This window comes from Cupriavidus pauculus (genome assembly GCF_002858765.1).
In the GTDB taxonomy this organism is placed as follows: domain Bacteria; phylum Pseudomonadota; class Gammaproteobacteria; order Burkholderiales; family Burkholderiaceae; genus Cupriavidus; species Cupriavidus pauculus_B.
The window spans coordinates 126,414-149,264 of the sequence record NZ_PJRP01000001.1; the positions used below are offsets into that span (position 1 = coordinate 126,414).

General features: G+C 67.3%; 17 protein-coding genes. 5 read left to right on the plus strand and 12 right to left on the minus strand.

Annotated features, from left to right (window positions below):
• The 5 genes from CYJ10_RS00585 to CYJ10_RS00605 form a co-directional block, all read right to left on the minus strand.
• Nucleotides 1-329: ATP-binding cassette domain-containing protein (locus CYJ10_RS00585; RefSeq protein WP_146001990.1), on the minus strand; the 329-nt coding region annotated here is incomplete at its 3' end.
• Nucleotides 330-638: 309 nt separating this feature from the next.
• Nucleotides 639-2,306, minus strand: a complete 1,668-nt coding sequence (locus tag CYJ10_RS00590; protein ID WP_101679647.1) for a GMC family oxidoreductase — start codon at nt 2,304-2,306, stop codon at nt 639-641.
• Nucleotides 2,307-2,393: 87 nt separating this feature from the next.
• Nucleotides 2,394-3,305: an alpha/beta hydrolase gene (locus CYJ10_RS00595; protein WP_101679648.1), complete on the minus strand. Its 912-nt coding sequence runs from the start codon at nt 3,303-3,305 to the stop codon at nt 2,394-2,396.
• A gap of 58 nt (nt 3,306-3,363) precedes the next feature.
• Nucleotides 3,364-3,780, minus strand: a complete 417-nt coding sequence (gene cueR, locus CYJ10_RS00600) for a Cu(I)-responsive transcriptional regulator (protein ID WP_101679649.1) — start codon at nt 3,778-3,780, stop codon at nt 3,364-3,366.
• A complete protein-coding gene (locus tag CYJ10_RS00605) occupies nt 3,777-6,275 on the minus strand; it encodes a heavy metal translocating P-type ATPase (protein WP_101679650.1) in 2,499 nt (832 codons plus the stop codon). The genes cueR and CYJ10_RS00605 overlap by 4 nt, the downstream gene beginning before the upstream one ends.
• A gap of 186 nt (nt 6,276-6,461) precedes the next feature.
• On the opposite strand from CYJ10_RS00605, the gene CYJ10_RS00610 reads away from it, so the two are divergent.
• Nucleotides 6,462-6,662 carry a heavy-metal-associated domain-containing protein gene (locus tag CYJ10_RS00610; protein WP_101679651.1) on the plus strand — a complete coding sequence of 67 codons (201 nt, stop codon included), beginning with the start codon at nt 6,462-6,464 and terminating at the stop codon, nt 6,660-6,662.
• 71 nt (nt 6,663-6,733) lie between these two features.
• Here the strand turns inward: CYJ10_RS00610 and CYJ10_RS00615 are convergent, their stop codons facing one another.
• From CYJ10_RS00615 to CYJ10_RS00625, 3 genes are all read right to left on the minus strand, one after another.
• Entirely contained in the window at nt 6,734-7,459 is a 726-nt protein-coding gene (locus CYJ10_RS00615; RefSeq protein WP_101679652.1) for an OmpW/AlkL family protein, read from the minus strand.
• A 294-nt stretch (nt 7,460-7,753) separates the two neighbouring features.
• Nucleotides 7,754-8,725 (minus strand): delta(1)-pyrroline-2-carboxylate reductase family protein, encoded by a 972-nt coding sequence (locus tag CYJ10_RS00620; RefSeq protein ID WP_101679653.1) that lies wholly within the window; start codon nt 8,723-8,725, stop codon nt 7,754-7,756.
• 97 nt (nt 8,726-8,822) lie between these two features.
• On the minus strand, nt 8,823-9,818 hold the full coding sequence (locus CYJ10_RS00625; RefSeq protein WP_101679654.1) for an aldo/keto reductase: 996 nt from the start codon (nt 9,816-9,818) through the stop codon (nt 8,823-8,825).
• A gap of 122 nt (nt 9,819-9,940) precedes the next feature.
• Here CYJ10_RS00625 and CYJ10_RS00630 point away from each other — a divergent pair, with 122 nt between their 5' ends.
• Complete coding sequence (locus CYJ10_RS00630) at nt 9,941-10,873, plus strand: LysR family transcriptional regulator (protein ID WP_101679655.1); 933 nt, start codon at nt 9,941-9,943, stop codon at nt 10,871-10,873.
• A gap of 30 nt (nt 10,874-10,903) precedes the next feature.
• Here the strand turns inward: CYJ10_RS00630 and pbpC are convergent, their stop codons facing one another.
• The 4 genes from pbpC to CYJ10_RS00650 all read right to left on the minus strand — a co-directional run bounded on the left by pbpC (nt 10,904) and on the right by CYJ10_RS00650 (nt 20,403).
• Nucleotides 10,904-13,120, minus strand: a complete 2,217-nt coding sequence (pbpC, locus tag CYJ10_RS00635) for a penicillin-binding protein 1C (RefSeq protein WP_257991865.1) — start codon at nt 13,118-13,120, stop codon at nt 10,904-10,906.
• A 31-nt stretch (nt 13,121-13,151) separates the two neighbouring features.
• Nucleotides 13,152-13,859, minus strand: coding sequence for a lysoplasmalogenase (locus tag CYJ10_RS00640; RefSeq protein WP_101679657.1), 708 nt, complete (start codon nt 13,857-13,859; stop codon nt 13,152-13,154).
• Nucleotides 13,856-19,831, minus strand: coding sequence for an alpha-2-macroglobulin family protein (locus CYJ10_RS00645; RefSeq protein ID WP_101679658.1), 5,976 nt, complete (start codon nt 19,829-19,831; stop codon nt 13,856-13,858). The genes CYJ10_RS00640 and CYJ10_RS00645 overlap by 4 nt, the downstream gene beginning before the upstream one ends.
• A 92-nt stretch (nt 19,832-19,923) precedes the next feature.
• A complete protein-coding gene (locus CYJ10_RS00650) occupies nt 19,924-20,403 on the minus strand; it encodes an Lrp/AsnC family transcriptional regulator (RefSeq protein WP_101679659.1) in 480 nt (159 codons plus the stop codon).
• A 162-nt stretch (nt 20,404-20,565) separates the two neighbouring features.
• On the opposite strand from CYJ10_RS00650, the gene phhA reads away from it, so the two are divergent.
• The 3 genes from phhA to CYJ10_RS00665 all read left to right on the plus strand — a co-directional run bounded on the left by phhA (nt 20,566) and on the right by CYJ10_RS00665 (nt 22,803).
• Complete coding sequence (gene phhA / locus CYJ10_RS00655) at nt 20,566-21,495, plus strand: phenylalanine 4-monooxygenase (protein WP_101679660.1); 930 nt, start codon at nt 20,566-20,568, stop codon at nt 21,493-21,495.
• Between the two features lie 203 nt (nt 21,496-21,698).
• The gene (locus CYJ10_RS00660; RefSeq protein ID WP_082926480.1) at nt 21,699-21,998 is read left to right on the plus strand and encodes a 4a-hydroxytetrahydrobiopterin dehydratase; all 300 of its coding nucleotides are present in this window, start codon (nt 21,699-21,701) and stop codon (nt 21,996-21,998) included.
• Between the two features lie 100 nt (nt 21,999-22,098).
• On the plus strand, nt 22,099-22,803 hold the full coding sequence (locus CYJ10_RS00665) for a response regulator transcription factor (protein ID WP_066737789.1): 705 nt from the start codon (nt 22,099-22,101) through the stop codon (nt 22,801-22,803).
• Nucleotides 22,804-22,851 lie beyond the last annotated feature (48 nt).

Sequence of the window (22,851 nt, forward strand, 5' to 3'; positions counted from 1 at the left end):
AGCTGGCGCTGCAGGCCGATGCGCACGTTCTCGCGCACGGTCAGGTGCGGGAACACGGCGGAAATCTGGAACGAGCGGATCACGCCGCGCCGCGCAATCTGGGCGGGCTTCTCGCGCGTGATGTCGATGCCGTTGAAAAGGATGGTGCCCGTGGTGGGCTCCAGGAATTTGGTGAGCAGGTTGAAGCAAGTGGTCTTGCCCGCGCCGTTCGGTCCGATCAAGGCATGGATCGAGCCGCGACGTACGCGCAGGTTGACGTCGCTCACTGCCGTGAACCCCTTGAATTCCTTCGTGAGGTTCTTCGTTTCCAGGATGATTTCCTGAGTCATAGTCTCCTGCCCGCCCTCTTGCTGCATGCCAGGTTTTGCCCGGCTACTGACAATGGTCCGAACTCCGGCGCTTTGTCGCCATGTTTGCCGCTTTAGATATAGGTTGGAACGGTGCGGCTACCGTGGATACCGGTGCGCGAAGTGAAGGCTGCGGCACCGTATACCGGCGACTATTGTGTGCGCCTGCTGCGTCGCAAAACATCGGGGTTTGCACTAGGCGTAATACATTACCGACGCGACAGCATTCCGATGTGCGAAGCCGTACCGACGTCTGCGGGCATCGGCTTCGCCAGGTATCGTGGAAGACCCTTATGCCGAGACCGACGTGACGATTTCGGGTCTGTTTGCTGCACCGCTCGCGCGCGCCTTGCGGTCGGCGCGGATCATGTCGCTGGCCCGCTCCGCAATCATGATCGTCGGCGAGTTGGTATTGCCGGACGTGATCAGCGGCATGACGGACGCATCCACCACGCGCAGGCCGGCAATGCCGCGCACGCGCAGCCGGTTGTCGACCACCGCGTCGGCGTCGTCGCTGGTGCCCATGCGGCACGTGCCCACCGGGTGGAAGATCGTGGTGCCGATTGCGCCCGCAGCTTCCGCCAGTTGCTCATCGGTCTGGAAGGCCGGGCCCGGCAGCCATTCGCTGGGCTGATACGGTGCCAGTGCCGGCGATGCCACGATGCGCCGCGTCAGCCGGATCGAGTCGGCGGCCACCTTGCGGTCAGCCTCGGTCGACAGGTAATTCGGCGCGATCAGCGGGGCGCGGCGGAAGTCCGCATTGTCGATATGCACGCTGCCACGCGACGTGGGCCGCAGGTTGCAGACGCTGGCTGTGAAGGCGTTGAAGTCGTGCAGCGGATCGCCAAACTTGTCCAGCGACAGCGGCTGCACGTGATATTCGACGTTCGCGCGCGCCTGGCTGTCATCGCTGCGCGCGAACGCACCCAGCTGCGACGGCGCCATGCTCATCGGCCCGCTCTGGTTGAACGCGTACTGCAGGCCGATGCCAAGCTTGCCCCACCACTTCGAGGCGCGCGTGTTGAGCGTGCGCACGCCCTGCACCTTGATGACCGTACGCAGTTGCAGATGGTCCTGCAGGTTCTCGCCCACGCCGGGCAAGGCATGGCGCACGCAAATGCCCAGCGCCTGCAGCCGCTCCGGCTGGCCGATCCCCGACAGTTCGAGCAATTGCGGCGAATTGATCGCACCGGCGGCCAGGATCACTTCCTCGGTGGCCCGCGCTTCCAGCTGCTGGCCGCCGCCCAGGTATTGCACGCCCGTGCAGCGCCGGCCGTCCGGCGAATCGAAGACCAGGCCACTGACCTGGGCACCGGTGACGATGGTCAGGTTGGGCCGGTCCGACGCCTTGCGCAGAAAAGCCTTGGCCGTGTTCCAGCGAATGCCGCGCCGCTGGTTCACATCGAAATAGCCCACGCCGAAGTTGTCGCCGCGGTTGAAGTCGTCGGTGCGCGGAATGCCGGCCTGCTCGGCCGCATCGATAAAGCGCTCCAGGATGTCCCAGTGCAGCCGCTGCCCTTCCACGCGCCACTCGCCGCCGGCGCCGTGGAATTCGTTGGCGCCACGATGATGGTCTTCGCTGCGCTTGAACAGCGGCAGCACGTTGTCCCAGCGCCAGCCATCGTCACCGGCGATGCGCGCCCAGTCGTCGTAATCCTCGCGCTGGCCGCGCATGTAGATCATGCCGTTGATCGACGAGCAGCCACCCAGCACGCGGCCACGCGGGTAGCCCAGCGAACGGCCATTGAGGCCCGCCTCTTCCACAGTGCGGTACAGCCAGTCGGTGCGCGGATTGCCGATGCAGTAGAGGTAGCCCACCGGAATATGGATCCAGTGGTAATCGTCCTTGCCGCCCGCTTCGAGCAGCAGCACATTGACATCGGCATCCTGCGTCAGGCGGTTGGCCAGCACGCAGCCGGCCGAGCCGGCGCCCACGATGATGTAGTCGTACGTCTCCATATCCCTTGCTTCCTTTGCTGGCCCTGAGGGCGCTTTTTTTTCTTGTGGAATGCCGGGCATCATCGCACGACTTGGCAGCGGCCGTCGTCAGGGCTTTGCCGGATTCTCCAGGTGCCGGCGAAGCCAGTCGGTCAGTGCCGCGAACACCTCGCCGCGCAGCGGCTCGGCCTCGTTGAAGATCTCGTGGAAGCCGGTCTCGAACCAGGCCATCTCCCGCAAGTCCTCGGGCGCGTTGTCGAAGAAGGTGCGGCTGCCCTGCGGATCGACGATGCTGTCGGCACCGCCCACCAGCATCAGCATCGGCACTTCCAGCCTTGGCGCGTCGGCCTGGGCCTGCGGCATGCCGCGCACGAAAGACTCCAGCACGCTGGCGCTGATCGTCCCCTGCACCAGCGGATCGGTGCGATAGGCACGCGCCACTTCCGGGTCGTGCGACAGCAGATGGGCGTCGATGGGATTCGGCACACGCATACGCGGTACCAGTGCCAGCAGCACGCGATGCAGCGTGAGCATACTGTTGGACAGCTTCAACGCCAGCGCCGGCGACGACAGGATCAAGGCACGAATCGGTCGCACGCGGGCCGTGGCAAAACGCGCCGCCACCAGCCCGCCCATGCTGTGACCCAGCACGATCGGCAGCGCCTGCCATTGCCGCACTGCGGCATCGTGGATTTCGGCCAGGTCGTCCAGATAGCTGTCGGGATGCGGCACCACCATGCGCGGGCCGCCGCTCGCGCCGTGGCCCCGGTGATCGTAGGCCCGCACGCGCAGCCCCAACGCGCACAACGCGGCCGCCACATGCGCATAGCGGCCGCTGTGCTCGGCCAGTCCATGTACAAGCAGGACCGTGCCCAGGGGCTCGGCAAAATGCTGCGGGTCGGGCAGCCAGGTGCGCAGCAGCAATTCGGTGCCATCGCGCATGCGCTGGTGCGACTCGGTCGGTTCGATGGAAGGCGCCGGCACGGAAGCCAGGGCAAAGGCCGTCACAGGTTCGTTCATCCCAATCTCTCCTTGTTGGGACCTGCTTGTTGTTATGCTGCCGACGGCTTGCCTGCGCTCAGGAATGGCATGCCGGGCAGTCCGACGCCTCCGACGCCATGTCGGACAGGATCGGGCAATCGGGCCGATCATCGCCGCTGCAGGCCTCGGCCAGCGCGCGCAGCGTGTCGCGCATGGCGGCCAGCTCGGCAATCTTGACCTCAAGTTCCGCCACGTGCCGCAGCGTCAGCGCCTTCACGTCGGCGCTGGCCCGCCCGCGATCATGCCAGAGCGACAGCAGGTTGCGAATCTCGTCCAGCGAGAATCCGAGATTACGGGCGCGCCGCACGAAGCGCAAGGTATGCACCGCGCGTTCGTCATAGCGGCGGTAGCCGCCCTCGCTGCGCGGCGGCGCATCGACCAGGCCGATCGATTCATAGTGGCGGATCATCTTGGCGGATACGCCCGAGGCTTCCGCTGCGTCTCCGATATTCATCGCGACTCCTTCGCAGGCTTGCCCGCCAGCGGATGCCAGCGGCGCAGCAGCAGCGCGTTGCTCACCACGCTGACGCTCGAGAACGCCATCGCCGCACCCGCCACCACCGGATTGAGCAGCCCCGCCACGGCCAGCGGAATGCCGATCACGTTATAGATGAAGGCCCAGAACAGGTTCTGACGGATCTTGCGCACGGTACGGTGCGAGACTGCCAGCGCATCGGCCACCAGCGCGGGGTCGCCACGCATCAGCGTGATGCCGGCCGCGTGCATCGCCACGTCGGTGCCCGTGGACATCGCGATGCCGACATCGGCTGCCGCCAGCGCCGGCGCGTCGTTGATGCCATCGCCCACCATCGCCACCACGGCCTTGCCGTCCGCCCGCAGCGCCATCACGCGGGCGGCCTTGTCCTCCGGCAGCACCTCGGCCTGCACATCGTCCAGGCCCAGCACGCTGGCCACGCGGGCCGCCGCGCCGGCGCTGTCGCCCGTCAGCATCACGGTGCGGATGCCGGCCTCGCGCAGCCGTGCGATGGCAGCGACCGCGCCGGGTTTCAACGCATCGCCGAACGCCACCAGCCCCAGCACCGAATGCGTCGTGGCGTCGATCAGCCACGACACGGTACGGCCTTCGCCGCGGAGGCGTTCGGCATCGGCCTGCAGCGCACCGGCATCGGCGTTCAGCGACGCCCGCAGCCCCTCGCTGCCCAGCTGCAGCGCCTGCCCCGCCACCACGCCGGCGATGCCGCGACCCGGCAGCGCGCGCACGTCGGCGGCCAGCGGCGCGGTGATGGCGCGTTCGCCGGCCAGCGTCACCACGGCACGCGCCAGTGGATGCTCGCTGCCGGCTTGTAGTGCCGCCAGCTTTTCCAGCAGCGCGTTGTCATCGCCATCGGCGGCGTGCAGTGCTACCACCTCGGGCTTGCCGACGGTCAGCGTACCGGTCTTGTCGAACGCCACGATCGATACGCGATGCGCCACTTCCAGCGCCTCGGCGTCCTTGATCAGGATGCCTGCGCGCGCGCCGGCGCCGGTGCCCGCCATGATCGCGGTCGGCGTGGCCAGGCCCAGCGCGCAGGGGCACGCGATGACCAGCACCGCCACCGCGTTGAGCAGCGCCTGGCTCCAGTCGCCGCCCATCACACCCCAGCCCAGCAGCGTGGCCAGCGCGATGCCCAGCACCACGGGCACGAACACCGCGCTGACCTGGTCCACCATGCGCTGGATCGGCGCCTTGGCCGCTTGCGCGTGCTCGACCATGCGGATGATTCTGGCCAGCACCGTCTCGGCACCGACCGCTACGGTGCGCGCCACCAGCAGCCCCTCGAAATTGATGGCGCCCCCGGTCAGGCGGTCGCCGGGCTGCTTCGGCACGGGCAGCGATTCGCCGGTCAGCATCGATTCATCGGCATGGCTGTTGCCGGTCACCACTTCGGCGTCGACCGGTATCCGCTCGCCGGGCCGCACGACGATCTCGTCGCCCACGCGCACGTCAGCCAGCGGCACCGCCTGCTCCACGCCGTTGCGGACCACACGCGCCGTATCCGGACGCAGCGCGGCCAGCGCGCGGATGGCATCGGCGGTCTGGCGCTTGGCACGCACTTCCAGCCATTTGCCAAGCCGCACCAGCGTGATGACAACGGCGGCGCTTTCAAAGTAGAGATGTGGCATGGCGCCGGGCTCGGCATCGAACATCTGCCAGATGGACAGCGCGTAGGCCGCCGACGTGCCCAGCGCCACCAGCAAGTCCATGTTGCCGGCACGGGCGCGCACGGCCTTGTAGCCGGCCTTGTAGAAGCGCCAGCCGAACACGAACTGCACCGGCGTGGCCAGCAGCCATTGCAGCCAGCCCGGCAGCATCGCGTGGATGCCGAACCATTCCAGCACCATCGGCGCCACCAGCGGCAGCGACAGCGCGGCGGAGATCGCCACGGGCCACGGGCCGGACCAGAAATCGGCCTGCCGCGCTGCCGTACCCGATGCAGCGGCGGCCGCATCCACCACCGGCTTCGCGCCGTACCCGGCGCGCGTCACGGCTGCGGCAAGCACCGTGGCATCGGCCGTGCCGCGCAGCACCGTCACCGTGGCGCGCTCGGTGGCCAGGTTGACCTGGGCGTCCTGCACGCCCGGTATGGCACGCAGCGCGCGCTCCACCCGGCCCACGCACGACGCGCAGGTCATGTCCGCGATATCGAGTTCGATCTCGTCGCGCGGCACGTCGTAGCCGGCATCGGTCACGGCCTGGGCGGCGGCGGCCAGTGCGGCGCCACTTTCGGCATGAAGCGTGGCCTGCTCGGTGGCCAGGTTGACGGCCACGTCGTGCACGCCGGGCACCTTCGCCAGCGCACGCTCCACGCGGCCCACGCACGATGCGCAGGTCATGCCATCGACAGGCAGGCGCCATTCGGCCGCGCCGGGCACATTCCGGGCGGCATTTGGTGCGGGGTCAGGTGCGGGGTTCGGGACGGGACTCAGCGAGGACGCAGGGGTGGACATGGGCGAAATCCGGCAAGGCGCACGTGGCGCGACAACTGTACTGTGGACCTTACCATCATTGGAAGGTCAAGGCCGCCCGCGTTATTGCCGCGTCACCATCGCGGGCTTGCGCTTCCCACGGTGGGAAGGTTCATACTCCATTCCGAAGTCATTTCCGGTCTCAAATCGTTCAGAAGGAGTCACACCATGATCCAGTTCCAGGTCGAAGGCATGTCCTGCAACCACTGCGTCGGCGCGATCACCCGCGCGGTGCAGGCCGTCGATCCGGCCGCCCAGGTGGCCGCCGATGTGCCGGCCCAGTCGGTCAAGGTCGAGTCGGGCGCGGATCGCCAGGCGCTGCAGCAGGCCATCGAGGATGCCGGCTATCCCGTGAAGTCGGTGGCCTGATCCCGCCGCAGCAATGAAAAAGGGCACCCGAAGGTGCCCTTTTCGCCATCTGGCGTCTGGTCCGTGAAGGATCAGAACTTGTAGCCGACGTTCAGGTAGGTCACCACCGGATCGATCTTGATCTTGGTGTGCGACTCGACCTTGGCGCCGTTGGCCAGCGTGGTCGTGAAGTTGGCCGTGGCCGAAATCGGCACGTACGACACCGAGAAGCCGACAAACCACTTCTCGTTGATGGCGTAGTTCGCGCCGACGTTGAACACCGGGTTCCACGACGAGCTGGCGGTGGCCGACATGGTCGAGCCCGGGCCGAATTCGCGCTGCACGAACGTCTGGTTCGTGACGGTCTCGCTGGTGAACCACGTGTAGTTCACGCCAACGCCGACGTACGGGCGGAACTTGGTCTTGGCGTCGAAGAAATGCCACTTGGCGACGATGGCCGGGCTCCACTGACGCACTTCGCCCAGCTTGCCGTACTGCGCATAGCCACGGTCGCCGCTGACATCGTGCTTGGGCGGAATGCCCACCACGAACTCGGCCGAAATGTTGTCGGTGAAGAAGTGCCCGAACGTCAGGCCGGCGGTATCCGCCCCGTCGATCTTGGCGCCGGTGTTCGGGCGCTGCACGCCAGCCGGACGGCCAGCGATGGAATCGATCGTCAGCAGTTGCGAGTCGCCCGTGGGCATCACGCGCATCCAGCCAAGGCTCACAACATTACTGCCCGCGGACTGGGCCTGTGCGGCGCCAGCCAGTGCCATGGCGGCGCCCGCCATCAGCATCTTCTTATAGATCTTTTTCATTGTTCCTCTTACTCCTTCCTCTTTCTTCTGAATACAGCCACTGCTGGCGGCAATTATCCTGCGTGGCCTTCGCAGACTGTTTCAAACACGGGACGGGATGATAGAAGAAATGCCCTAAAGACAGGGTTAACCCAAAAGATGAACACCGATTTCGACGTTTTTGCATCCAAAACGACGCGCCAGCACAACGGTTCGGTTTCATAAATGAAAAACCACTCGCTTTGAGTGGTTTTGTTACTGCATAGCCGAATTCTCAAACAGCCGTTCGGGAAGCTTCCGGGTGCCGGGTCCGCGTCACTTCTGGCTGGCCAGGATGCAGGCAGCCAGATCCCACAACGCGTACCCGACGCTCTTGAACACCAACGGACTGCCGGTCCGGGTACGCAGCGCATCGGCTTCGAGAATGGCCGTCTCGAACGGTTGCACCGTATTCCAGTCGATGCCCGCCTGCAGCAGGTCGCCGGCTTCGTCTTCGATCCCGAACAGCGTGTCGGCCAGCAGGCGGCACCGCGCCGACGCCGTCTGGCACAGTTGTGGAGGCAGCTCGCACATGTCGGGCCGGAACGCGCCCACCGCCGCCACGAAGTGCCGATCCGTCCACAGGCCGCTATCCAGATCGGGCAGCACCGGCGTGCGGCTCGACGTGACGGTGACCACCATCGACACCCGGGGCAGCACCGCCGCGACATCGTCGATCACCTCGGCCTCCACGCCCAGGCCACGCGCCTGCGCGGCCAGCCCCTCGGCCTTGTCGCGCGTGCGCGACTGGAGCCAGACCTTGCGCACGGGCAAGCCCGCCACAAACGCTTCCAGATGGGTTTGCGCCTGCACGCCCGCGCCGACGATCAGCAGTTCCCCGTCAATCATCGGTGCGAATGATTGCGCCGCCAGCAACGATACGGCGGCGGTGCGGCGCCCGGTGACGGTCGGGCCGTCGAGCATGGCGATCCGCTCGCCGGTATGCGCGTTGGCCACCACCACCTCGCCCAGGATATTGGGCAGGCCCCGCTGCGGATTGTCCGGATGCACGGTGATGTTCTTGGTCATCACGATGTCGCGATTGCAGGCTGGCATCACCAGCAGCGTGCCCTGCCCGCGCGCGGCGTCGCCCACGGGCAGCGCAATACGCGGCGGCGCCATCGCGGTGCCGTCGCGCAGTTCGCGGAGCATCGATGCAATGGCCTTGGCAAGTGCGGGGTACGGCAGGCGCGCCGCCGTGGCGGCGGCATCCAGGGCGGTCAGGGAGACGAACGGCTCAGCAGTCATCGGTGTCGGGCCAGTACAGGCAAAAACGAACGAAGGCCGACATTGTCACCCAGCCGGCCCCGCCCTCGGCGTCCCTCGGCGCCCTCACCTCATTCGATCAACGCGACAGCAGCGACATCACCTGTTCGGCGTAGCGCGTACCCGCCGCTGCGCCCAGCGGAAACACCGCGTCGATGTCCGCCAGATCCCGCGCCGACAGCGTGACGTCCAGCGCACCCAGGTTGTCGTCGAGGTTGGCGATGCGCCGCGTTCCCGGAATCGGCACCACGTGCTCGCCGCGCGTCAGCACCCAGGCCAGCGCCAGTTGCGCCGCCGTACAGCCCTTGGCTGCGGCCAGTTCTCGCACGGCATCCACCAGTTTCAGGTTGCGCGCGAAGTTTTCGCCCGTGAATCGCGGACTGGTACGGCGGTAATCGTCGGGCTCGAAGTCGTCCGGCGTGCGGATGGCCCCGGTCAGGAACCCGCGCCCGAGCGGGCTGTATGGCACAAAGCCGATGCCCAGCCGCTGGCAGGTGGCCAGGATGCCGTTCTCGTCCACGTCGCGCGTCCACAGCGAGTACTCGGATTGCAGTGCCGTGACCGGATGCACCGCGTGGGCGCGCTCGATGGTGGCCGCGCCAGCCTCCGACAGGCCGATCCAGCGCACCTTGCCGGCCTTGACCAGATCCGCCATGGCGCCCACGGTCTCCTCGATCGGCGTGTCCGGGTCCACGCGATGCTGGTAGTACAGGTCGATGTGGTCCACGCCCAGCCGCTTCAGGCTGGCGTCGCAGGACGCACGGACATACTCCGGGCGCCCGTTGGCGCCGCGCGCCCCCGGATTGGCGGCATCGCGCACGATGCCGAACTTGGTGGCCAGCACCACCTTGTCGCGCCGCCCCGCCAGGGCACGGCCAACCAGCGCCTCATTGGTGTGAGGACCATATATATCCGCCGTATCGATAAAATTAATACCACGATCGATGGCGTGATTAATCGTGCGAATGGACTCAGCGTCATCGTGGGCGCCGTAGAACTCGCTCATGCCCATGCAGCCCAGGCCCAGAGGAAAAACTTCGGGGCCAACCCGCCCCAGCTTGCGCATTGCCGTCATCGAGAGACTCCTTGTGGTTGCAAGTCGCGGTGGGCGCCAGAACATTCAGCGCGTCCCAACCGGATGAGCGCCAGTATCGCGATCCCGCGCATCGGGAAACAGCGTGCTACGCTGCACGCATCATGAAGCCAGACTTCACAATCGATCCCGATTCCCTGCCCGCCCTGGCGGCCTTCACGCGCGTGGCGCAACTTGGCGGCTTCACGGCTGCCGCCGCGGCGCTGGGTGTCAGCCCGTCTGCGATCTCGCAGACCGTGCGCCATCTGGAAGACCGGCTCGGCGTGCGCCTGCTGCAACGCACGACGCGCCGGGTGGGCCTGACCGAAGCCGGCGCGGCCCTGCTGGCGCGCGTGGCACCGGCGCTGGCGGAAATCCATGCCGCCACCGACGACGTGCGCCAGCAACGCGACGTACCCGTGGGCACGCTGCGGCTGACCAGTTCGCATTCGGCCGTGGTGATCGCGCTGCGCCCGATCCTGACTGATTTCATGCGCGCCTACCCGTCGATCTGTGTCGACCTGGTGACCGACGACCGATTCATCGACCTGATTGCCGAAGGCTTCGATGCCGGCCTGCGCCTGGGCGAAGCGCTGCAGCAGGATATGGTGGCGATTCCGGTCACTGGCCCGCTGCGCATGGTAGTAGCCGCCTCGCCCGACTACCTGGCCACGCACGGCACGCCCGAAACGCCTCAGGACCTGCATCGGCACGCGTGCCTGCAATATCGCTTCGGGCCGATGGGGTCGATGTACCGCTGGGAGTTTTCGCGGGCGGGCGGCCGGCCGTTCATGGTCGATACGCGCCCGGCCCTGATCGCCAACGACAAGACCATGCTCCATCAGGCCGCACTGGCCGGCCTGGGCCTGGTGTACGAGTTTCCGCACCATATCGCCGGGGCGCTGGCGTCGGGGGCGCTGGTCACCGTGCTCGATGCCTGGACGCCGCCGTTCTCGGGCTTCTATCTCTACTACCCCAGCCGCGCGCTGATGCCGCCCAAGCTGCGCGTGTTCGTCGATTTCATCAAGGCGCGCGAACTGCCGCAATCACCGCTGTAGCCGCTATAGCGGCCGGTTGCCCGCACGGCATCAGCGCGGCAGCGACACCTTCTGCGCCTTGGTCTCGCGCACGCTGGCGCCACGCACTTCGATGCCGATCTCGTGCACGACCTTGCCACCGGCATCCACCAGCTGCACGCGATGGCGGCCCGGCCATGGCAGCCAGCCCACCTGCCCCCCCTTGCCCAGAGGCTTTCCGTCCATGCGCCACGTCACGGCGTTGGCGGTCTGCCCGGTCAGGCCATCGGCATGAAACCAGACGCGCTGCGCGGCCGGCGGGATATCCGGATCGAGCGCGAAGATCGTGCCGTCGGCAGGGCTGGCAATGGCGGGCGTATCCTGCGCCTTGCCGGGTTTGCCGATACGGATGCGCTGCACGGCCGTACCCGCCAGGAACACCTCGTCACGCGCGGGCTCCAGGTCGTCCTCGAAGTGCAGCGCCACGCGTTCCACGCCGGCCGGCATCGTTGGCGCCCGGCTCGGCGTGCCACGGTGCAGGGCCTCCATGACTTCGTGCCACACTGGCGCTGCACCCGATACACCGGACACGTCGTGCATGCTCGCCCCACTCGCATTGCCGACCCACACGCCAACCGTGTAGCGCTGCGACCAGCCCACACACCAGTTATCGCGCATGTCCTTGCTGGTGCCGGTCTTCACCGCCGTCCAGAAGCGCGTGGTGAGCGGACTGTCGAGCCCGAACGTGCGCGCCCGGGCATGGCGATCCGATAGCACGTCGCCGACCACGTACGTCGCATCGGACATCATCACCGCGCGCTTCGCCGGCAACGCGGCACCCATCGTCACGCGCGGTGCCGAGTACGCGCCCGCATTGGCGAAACTACGATACGCATTGGTCAGCGACAGCAGCGACACATCGGCACCGCCCAGTGCCAGGCTGTAGCCGTAATAGTCGCCCGACTGGGTCAGCGGCAAGCCCAGCGACACCAGCCGACGATGAAAGCGATGCGGGGTCACCATCACCAGCGTGCGCACCGCCGGCACATTGAGCGACGAGCCCAGCGCGGCGCGCAGGCTGACCCAGCCCGCATAGCGATGGTCGTAGTTCTGCGGAATGTAGAGGCCGCCGCCGGTCGGCAGATTGACGGGCCGATCGTCGAGCAGCGATGCGGCGGTAAGCCGGCGCTCCTCGATCGCCTGCGCATAGAGAAACGGCTTCAGCGTGGACCCGGCCTGCCGCAGCGCGGCTGCGTGATCGACCTGCGCCGCCGCCGACAGCACCCCCGACGACCCCACATAGGCCAGCACGTCGCCGCTGGCATTGTCGATCACCACCACGGCACCGTCCTCGGCATTGCGGCCCGCCAGCTCGCGCAGGTGACGATCCAGGCTGTCGGACGCCACGCGCTGCAGTTCGGCATCGAGCGTCGATACGATGCGCGGCGGCAGCGGCTTGCCTGCCGGCGTGGCGCCACGTGCCTGTGCCACCAGTTGCCGCGCCAGGTGCGGCGCGAGGTTGACGTCACGGCGCGCATTCATGGCGTCGCCAGCGGTGCCGGACGATTTCGCCAGCACCAGCGCGGTAAAGCCGTCGAGCCCATCGCATTCGCGTGGCAGCTTCATGTCGCGCAGGATGCCGCACGCACGTTTCGACACCTGCGCGCCCGACGCATTCGGGCTGCGTACCAGCGCCACGGCCACCGCCGATTCGCGTGCATCGAGCCCGCTCGGCACCTTGCCAAACAGTGTCTGCGACATCGCCGACAGCCCGACCAGCTCGCCCCGGAACGGCACCAGGTTCAGGTATGCCTCCAGGATCTGGTCCTTGCTCCAGCCCCGCTCCAGCGATGACGCACTGACCACCTGCCCCATCTTCTGCCCGAAGCTGCGGCCATGGCCCGCGCGCAGATCGGCGTCGAGCAGCCCGGCCAGTTGCATCGTCAACGTCGATGCGCCGCGCGTGCGCGTGTTCCACAGGTTGGCCCACGCCGCCGCCGCCACGCCCTGCCAGTCCACCCCGCTATGCGCGTAGAAGCGCTTGTCTTCGGACAGCACGATGGCCGTGCGCAAGGCCGGCGACGTATCGGCCAGCGTCACCCAGTCGCCGCGCCGCGCCTGGAAGTCGTCACGCACGCGTGCCACGGTCTGCCCATGCCGATCCGTGACGACGATATCGGCACTGCGCCAGTTGTCGCGCACCTCCCGGAAACCGGGCACGGCATGGGCCGCGCCTGCCGTCCACAGCAGCAGGCCCGTCACCATCCACGCAGTTCGCTTCAATCGCATGCTTCGTCCTGCCTTGCCTGCACCATCCGCCTCAACCGTCTCCGTCGCGTCCGGCCACGACCCCTGCCACCAGCAGCAACTGCGCGATGGCGTAGGTCCACCAGATGCCGAGCTGGTACGTGTCGAACGGCGACAGAAATTTTGCGGTGCCGATCAACGCATCGGACGCCACAAAGAACAGCGCGCCCAGCGCCGTCAGCGGCGTTGGCAACCGCGCCAGCATCGCCGCGCACGCCATGGCGGCCAGCACGCCGATATAGACGGTCACGGGCCACATCAACGGTCCGAGATTGGGCCAGAAACGCCCCAGCAACGCACCGGCAGCACCGAGCACCAGTCCGCAGCCCACCAGCCGCTGCGGCCGCATGTCGCCGCCCAGCGGCACGAACAGCCGCAGGTAGGCCAGGTGCGCCATCAGGAAGGCGCCCAGGCCCCCGATGAACGAGACCCTGAGCCCGGGCAGCGCCAGCAGGAAATCGCCCAGGGCCGAGAAGACCAGCGCGATCACCAGCCAGCGCCGCTCGGCTGACGGGCGATGAAACCACGCCGCCCGCGCCAGCAGCAGGACCATCGCCGTCTTCCACACCGGCTGGTACGCGATCTGGCCGGTCAGCGGCGTATTGGCCGGCAGCTCCAGCGACGCCTGGAACAGCAGCACACCGTAGGTGATGCCGGCCAGCGCGCCGGCCATCCACCATTCGCGCACGCGTGAGGGCATCCGCATGGCAATCCAGCTCACCTGGCTGCTCCCACCGTCAGCTTCGCATTAGGCGTTTCACCGAATACGTCGGGGGCGTACATCGCCTCGACGCGTGTCGGCGGCAGCGCGAACTCGCCAGCATTGTTGAGCCGCACCGTGTACTCCACCGACAGGCCGCCCTTGGGCACATAGCTGAAGTACTCGCGATAGGCCTCGGGCGTACGCTCGGTGAAGTCGGACCATGCCGATTTCTGGTCGCGCGTGGCGATCACCGAATCGCGGCCCAGGCCGCTGCCCAGGATCGTCGCGCCGGTAGGCACCGGGTCGCTGACCACCACCCACGTCATGTCGGCCTGCGCGTCGATGTCGAGCTTGACGCGGTAGGTGTCGCCACGCGACCACTTGCCCGCCACCGCCTGGTCCACCGGCGTGACGCTGCGGCGGATGCGATAGCCCGCCGCCACCGGTTCGCGCAGCGGCACGGCGGCCAGCGCACGCACGGTCGCCCAAGGCCGACCGGCACCCTGCTGCTCCACCTGCAGCGCCACCGGCGCACCGGCGGACGCTGCCGGCCACGGCAGGTCGAGCATGCCGCTGGCCACACCGTCCTGATGCGTCGCCTTCGACCAGTCGAACGTGCGCGACACCTCGCCAAGCGTGGCACGCGCAGTGCCCGCCACCGGCGTTTTCTCGTAGACCTGCGCATAGCGGCGAATCGCCATCACGCCCCACGCATTGGAAGTGGTCGTCGACCACGCACCGCGCGTCTGGCGGCCCAGCAGGCCAGTCACCAGCTGCGGCACGTCTTCCTTCCAGGCCGGCAGTTGCGACGCCAGCGCCAGCAGCTTGGCCGCGTTGACGTCGCCACCCGACATCAGCCACCACCAGTTGTCGGTGCGCTCGGTCGAGAACACCAGGCGCGTGCCCTGCACGGTCAGGCGGCTGCGCAGCAGTTGCGTGGCATCGGCGATGCGCTTGTCGCGCTCGGGGATGTCCTGCACGCGCGACAGGATGCCGAGCCAGTCGATCAGCGCGGACGTCGGCCACTGGTCGGGCAGGATCTGGATCGATCCCAGCATGCGCCCCTGCGCCTTGCCCGTGCGCGACAACGCCTCGATGGCTGCCAGCTTGCGCACGTCGAGATCCATCGTCGCCGACGACGGGGCCCAGCGTGGCGGCGCGATGCGCCCTTCGACGAAGGCAATCAGGCCGCGCTCCATCTGCTCGCGCTGTGCATCGGGAATGCGCATCGGCAGCCCCGCGCGCGACGCCTCGTCGGCAATCGCCAGCAGGTAGGCCGTCAGCACTTCGCTGCCCGACTGGCTGTCGCTGCGCAGCGGGAAGTACGACGCCAGCCCGTTCGTGTCGAGGTACGACGGCAGCTGCGCCATCAGCACGTCCCACGCGGCGGCATCGCCCAGGCCGAGCGACTTTGACGAGCGCTGCTCCAGGCAACTGAACGGATAGTTGTGGAACCATTCCCGCACGCCTGGCATGCCACCGGCCAGCGACGACTGGAGCGTCACCTGCATGCCACCGCGCAGCTTGCCGGACGGGTCAGCCAGCGCACCAGCCGGCGCCTGGACCGGCATCGACATGTTCGGTGTCAGTTGCGCCAGCATCGCCTGCTGCACGGTCACCGGCACGGACGGCACGATCTGCTGCGATATCTTGAGCTTGTCGCTGGCCCCGCCCGCGCCCTTCTCGGCGGCAGCCACCTCCCACAGGATCGTGCCGCTACGGCTGTACGCCAGCAGCGCGGGCGCGGTGATATCCCAGCCGATCTCGCGTGCCTCGCCGGCAGGAATCTGCACGGTCTGCGCCGGCAGCGTCTGCGCGTCGACCAGCGTGGCGCGTGCCGTGGCTTCCACGGTCATCGCGCGCTGCGTGGTATTGCGCAGCGTGAACATGGCCCGGTACTTGTCGTCCTCGCGCACCAGCAGCGGCAGGCCCGAGATCATCTGCAGGTCCTGTGTCGCGGCGATGCTGGCGCTGCCGCTACCAAAGCGGTTCACGCCTAGGTCGGCCACGGCCACGATGCGGAAGCTGGTCAGCGAATCGTTGAGCGGCACCTCCAGCGTCGCCTTGCCTTCGCCATCCAGCTGCACGCGCGGATTCCACAGCAGCAGCGTGTCGAACAGTTCGCGCGTGGGGCTCTTGCCCCCACCACCGCCCGCCGGCACCGCCTTGCGGCCATAGTGGCGGCGCCCGATGATTTCCATCTGGGCCGTCGACGTTTCCACGCCGTAGCTGCGCGGCTGCACCATCGCATCGAGCAGGTTCCAGCTCGTGTTCGGCATAAGTTCCAGCAGCGCCTGGTCCACGGCGGCCAAGGCCACCTCACCATTGGCCGCGGGCTTGCCATCGGGCAACTTGACCTGCACCGTCACGCGCGCCTTGCCGCGCACCGGATAGCTGGCCTTGTCCGGCGTCACGCTGACGTCGAGCTTGTACGCATCGTTGCCGACGCGGATCTGCGCCAGTCCCAGGCGGAACGCCGGCTTCGACAGATCGACCAGCGGCGACGGCGCCACGTACTCGCGCCCTTCGCTTCGGAATGCGTGCCACCAGTCCAGCGGCTGGCGCCAGCCCCACTGGAAGAACGAGTACCACGGCACCTCGCGCAGGCGGCCACGCAGGCTCAGCACCGACACGTAGACGTTGGGCCCCCATTCCGGCTTGACCTTGAGCTTGATCGTCGGATCGCTGCCGTTCAGCTCCACCACCTGCGTGTCGAGGATGCCCTCGCGTTCCACGGCCACCAGTGCCGTTGCGCGACGGAACGGCATGCGCACCTGGAACACGGCGGTGTCGCCAGGGGCATACGCCTTCTTCTCGGGCAGCACGTCCATGCGGTCGTGGTTCTCGCCACCGAACCAGAGTTCGCCCTGGCGCGTGACCCACACCGTGGCGGCGGCCTGCGCCGTACGGCCGTCGGCATCGCGCGCATTGGCGATCAGTTCCACTTCACCGGCCTGCGACAGTTCCACCTCGCAGCGTGCCCGGCCCTGGGTATCGGTGCGCGCATCGCACACCACGCCAAGGTCCTTGGTCTCGCTGCGGTTGTCGTAGCGATAGAAGCCACCCACCACGCGCTTGCGCGCCGACGTGGTGATGCGGGCGCGCGCCTTGATCTGCACGGGCGAATCGGCCACCGGCTTGCCCTGCGTATCGAGCACCACGGTGTGCACGGCCAGCTTCTGGCTGACCGATACCCAGTTGGCCGCGCGAATGCCCACCACCACGGCAGACGGCCACAACGGCACGGTCTGGCGCAGCGTCTGGATCTCGCCGTTCGGGTCGGCAAAGCCGGCCTCCAGTACCAGGTCGCGCGGCGCGTCGACCTTCGGCAGATTCTTCACCGTCAGCTTGCCGTTGCCATCCTTGTCCAGCGTCAGCGGCAGCTTGTCGGCCACGAGCTTTTCGGATTCATCGCGCGCGCTGTCGCTGTCCTGGTCTTCTTCCTCGTCGCCACTGCTGCTCTGCCGCTGCGCGCGCGGCGGGTTGAATGCGTAGTCGTCGTAGTCCGGGAAGTTCACCGCCTTGTTGCGCATCAGCGCGGACAGGCGCACCGGCAACCCGGCGGCACCGCCACCATTGAGATAGTGGATCTCCACACCCACCGGCACCTCGGCAGGCGCCACCAGCGCGTTGCCCTTGGCCTTTGGATCCTTGGTCACCGACAACGTGCCGGACAGCACCGGCAGCCTGAAGGCCTCGACACGGAAGCTGCCGCTATCGAGCGTGCGATCGTTGTCGTAGACCAGTGCCACGTCGTAGACACCCAGCTTGGCCGACGATGGCACCTGGAACGCGTTCTCGGCACTGCGCCCGCCCGTGGCGGTGTTGCGCCAGGTCAGCGGCATCTCGTACTTCTGGCCGCTGCCTTCATGCGTGATCAGCAGCTTCGCCGGCATCGCCTGCGGCAACGCAAAGCCCTGCGCGGTCTCGTTGCGGATCAGGTGCTTCATCGACACCGTTTCGCCGGCACGCAGCAGCGTACGGTCGAACACGGTGTGGGCGCGTACGGTCTGCTTCGGGCTCAGATCGGTGGGCACGTTGAAGCGCCAGGTCTCGATGCCGCGATTCCAGTCCGACATCACAAAAGCCATGTCGGCCTTGCCGCGCGCCTGGGCATGGTCGGCGCCGATGCGGGCCGACACGAAGTAGCCGTTCATGCCATTGGCGCAGTCCTTGTAGCGGCGGTCGGCCAGCTTCGCAAAGCGGGCCACGCCGGTGGCATCGGTGGTACCTTGGCCCAGCAGCTCGCCCTCGCAACTGCGCACGGCCACCTTGGCGTTGGCCACGGGCTCGCCATCGTCGAGCGTGGTCACCCACGCCAGCCCGCTCATGTCGCCGTCACCCTCGCCACGTGCCAGCTTGAAATGCACGCCAAGGTTGGTGACCAGTGCTGCCGTGCGCACGTACATCGGCGCCTTCTTGCCGAGCAGTGCCTCGCCCAGCATCGGCGAGGCGATCTCCACCACGTGGAAGCCGGGCTCGGGCAACGGAATGCCGACCACCTCGAACGGGCGCGGCGTAGCGTCGGTGGATTTCGGAATGGCCAGCTTCTTCGCGCCGGCCACGCCTTCGAGCAACGACACAGAGCGCGTCTCGATGGACGGTGCGTTGCGCGGACTCTGGACGGAATACGGTGCCTGACCGGCGCGGATGGCGGCGATCTGCTCCTTCGTCCAGCTGTTCTCGTGCATGCGCTTGACCATGCCGAACCAGCGCAGGATGGCGCCGTCGTCATCCACCTTGATGCGCGCCACGGTGCCGGCCTCGGCACGCACGGCCAGCGTCGGCAGGTCGGCCTCGACATTGCGCAGCGTCACCGGCAGCAGCGGCGGATAGTCGTTTGCCGATTTTCCGCGCGGCAGGTCGGCAAAGCGCTCGACCACGCCGAACGGCGCGGCGGCAAACTTGGCCAGCGGCGGCAGCGCCGCGGTGGTCAGCTTGATCGGGAACAGGTCGGCGTTGCTGAGCGCGCGGCCGCTTTCGTCCTTGAGATCCCTGGGGGCTTCGATCGTCAGATTGGCCTTTTCCGGGAACGGGCCCTTGAACGTGACCGTGGACACCGGCGCATCGGGTGCCTCGTCAGGATCGAACGACGGGGTCTTCGGGCCGGAAGGCGTCTTCATCACGATGCCCTCGGCCGCCTTGCGAGAAATCGGCGCGGTGAACGTGACCGTCATCGGCCGCAGCGGCGTACAGGGGGCTTCGGCACGCTCGCGCTCGCAGGTGAAACCCGCGGCAAAGGGGTCGCGCACCTGGAAGTCGAAGCGGCGGGCCGCCGTGGTGGCCAGGCCCGACGGCGTGGCGATACCCGCATCCAGCACCAGCTGCATGCGCGCGCCGGCAGGCAGGCGCTGCTGGCAGGCCAGCAGGTGCACGGCGTCGCCATCGCGCTTGACCACTTCCTTCCAGTGCAGTGCCTCGATGACGCCGTCGCGTTCCTTGCCGGTCAGCAGCCGCACGGGGATGCGCTCGCCCAGCCCCTCGGCCTGGCACCAGGCATGGGAGCGGATCGACCCGGCCGTGGCCGCGCCGTTAAAGCGCAGCGCAAAGACCTGGTCTTCCTCGACCTCGCCGCCGGACGGCCGCGCGGAGATCACGATCGGACCGCCCGTTTCAAACCGGTATTCGGATTTGCCGGCGAAGGCCTTGCCAGCCACGCTCTTGAGGGCGGGGGTGATCTGTACCGTGCAGCGCACGCCGGGAGGCAGGTCACGCTCGAAGTCGTAGACCCAGTTCGTGGCGTTGACCCAACGCCCGCTGCCGCCTACGCCGCCCACGCAAGACACCGATGCCGGCGCGGCGGCCTTGAGGTCGCCCATCGGCACCATCGGTTCGTCGAACCGGATGGCCACCTGGCGAACCTGCGGGTTCACCCCTTCGGGTGAGAAACGCGTGATCTGCGCGGCCGATGCAGCCGGCGCCCATGTCAACGCACTGAATACAAGACCTGCTGCGGTGGCTGCGGCCGCCGAGGCGATCCTCCCGATCATGCTGCCTTCTCCCGAATTGGCTCCGCGCGAGCGTGACATGCGCGGGTTGCAAGCGCAAGCCTCTGCACATTTCAGGAGAAATGCCTTGTGGTTTAGCGCAAATGTGACAGCGGAAGCGGGCCCTCACGCTTAAGGGCGGTCAGCACGATGTTCGAGCGCACGCTTTCCACGCCCGGCACGCGCATCAGGCGCTTCATCGTGAAATCGGCCAGCGTGGGCAGGTCGGCAACCACCACGCGAATCAGGTAATCGGCCTCGCCAGCCACCGAATAGCACTCCTGCACCTCTTCCAGCAGCAGGATTTCCTCGGCAAAGCGCTCGACCATGGTGTCGCCATGGTGTGCCAGCTTCACGCTGATGAAGACCATCACCCCCAGCCCCAGCGCCTGGGGCGACAGGTTCACCCGGTAGCCGGTGATGACGCCGTCAGCTTCCAGCCGGGCCAGCCGCCGCCCCACCTGGCTGGGCGACAGGTGCACGCGCTCAGCCAGTTGCTGATGGGTGGACCGGCCGTCGGTCTGCAGGGCGGCCAGCAAGGCCAGGTCATAGGGGTCCAGATTGGCGTGGTTCATGGGCGCAGATATTCCGCATCATCGAATGAATACATGCGGATTATATGCACACGACCTGCGGATAACGGCGATTTTGCGGCCATCCTGCGCCCGTCGGCCGATAGACTGTGCATAAATTCCGCATCCGATCGGAATACAAATCACAAGTTGGAGACGTAACGCATGACGCCCTCGGCCGCCACCCTCGAGACCGGCAACTTTGCCGGCACGATGACCGCCAAGCTCAAGGAACAGTTCGACGCCGGCCTGCTGTCCGGCCAGGAACTGCGCCCGGATTTCACCATTGCCCAGCCGGTGCATCGCTACACCGATACCGACCACGCGATATGGCGCAAGCTGTACGACCGTCAGGCGTCGATGCTGCAAGGCCGGGTCTGCGACGAATTCCTGCAGGGCCTGGCCACGCTGGGCATGGAGCGCGACCGCGTACCCGAGTTCGACCAGCTCAACGAGATGCTGATGCGCGCCACCGGCTGGCAGGTGGTGGCCGTGCCGGGCCTGGTGCCGGACGAGGTGTTCTTCGATCATCTGGCGAATCGGCGATTTCCGGCCAGCTGGTGGATGCGCAAGCCGGAACAGCTCGACTACCTGCAGGAGCCCGACTGCTTCCACGACGTGTTCGGCCATGTGCCGCTGCTGATCAATCCGGTCTTCGCCGACTACATGGAGGCGTATGGCAAGGGCGGGCTCAAGGCGGCCCGGCTGGGCGCACTGGACATGCTGGCGCGCCTGTACTGGTACACGGTGGAATTCGGCCTGATCCGCACGCCGCAGGGCCTGCGCATCTTCGGCGCGGGCATCCTGTCCAGCCAGGGCGAGTCGATCTACAGCCTCGATTCGGCCAGCCCGAACCGCATCGGCTTCGATCTGCACCGGATCATGCGCACCCGGTACCGTATCGACACGTTCCAGAAGACGTACTTTGTGATCGACAGCTTCGAGCAGCTGTTCGACGCCACGCGCCCGGATTTCACCGAGATGTACCCGGCGCTGCGCGCGCTGCCGACGCTGGGCGCCGGCGATATCGTCGAGGGCGACCAGGTCATCAACATCGGCACCCGCGAGGGCTGGGCCAGCAGCGACGATATCTGACATATCGCTGATCGCTGATGGGTCACGCGCAGGCCGCTTGCAGGCGGCCCTGCGCGCTGTCCGCCAGCGTCCCGCCCGTTATCCCGCTTTGTGAAACAATGCCGGAATGCCCCGACCGCCGGTCATCCGGTGTGCGCCGGGGCGGGCCGGCTTTTGTCGTGTTCCCCGTGCTGCAACAGACAACCCTTCAGATCGAGCCCATCATGACGCCTCTTTCGCAAGACGCCCGCCAGCCGCTGCTGGCGGCGCTACCTGGCTGGACCCCCGTGCAGGACCGCGATGCCATCCAGAAATCGTTCAAGTTCGCCGATTTCAACGCCGCCTTCGGCTTCATGACGCGCGTGGCGCTGCAGGCCGACAAGGTGGACCACCATCCCGAGTGGTTCAACGTGTACAACCGCGTGGACATCACTTTGTCCACGCACGACGCCAACGGCCTGACCCAGCGCGACATCGACCTGGCCCGCTTCATCGAACAGGCCGCCGCCGGCCTGGCACGCTGAAAAAGGTCCGGCGCCGCTGTAGGCCAACTGAAAGGCAGGCCCCGGGCCTGCCCTGTACAATCGGTAACATTGTTCCCGATTCAATGTCACCTGTACCGCCATGCGTATCCTGCTGATCGAGGACGACCGTCAAATCGCCAGCGGCGTGGAAGCCGGGTTGTCCCGTGCGGGCCACCAGGTACGCGTGGTGCATGACGGCGTCTACGCCACCGACCACCTGCTGAAGGAACAGCACGACCTGGTCATCCTGGATCTGGGCCTGCCCGGCATCGACGGCATGACGCTGCTGGCGCGCTACCGCGCCCGCAACCGCACCACCCCCGTACTGATCCTGACCGCACGCGACGAACTCGAAGACAAGCTTTCGGGCCTGAACGCCGGTGCCGACGACTACCTGGTCAAGCCCTTCGCCCTGCCCGAACTGGAAGCCCGCGTCCGCGTGCTGCTGCGCCGCAGCCAGCACGGCGAGGCCGCGCCGGAGCGCGACGTGCGGCTGGGCCGGCTGCGCCTGTCGGGCAACGACCGCCGCATGTTCGTGGATGGACGTCCGCTGGAACTGTCGCCGCGCGAATTTGCCGTGCTGGAACTGCTGCTGCAGCGGCAGGGCCGCGTGGTCAGCAAGGCGCAACTGCAGGACCACCTGGCCACCTTTGCGCACCCGGCCGGCGAAGGCGGCGACACGGTGGGCGACACCGCGATCGAAGTCTACGTGCATCGCGTCCGCAAGAAGCTCGAGGATGCCGACGTCGAGATCGTGACGGTGCGCGGCTTCGGTTATCTGCTCCAAATCCGCGCCGGCCACTGAGCCTGACCGGCTTGCGCCGCCTGCGTGGCGGCCGCTCTCAACGGAAGT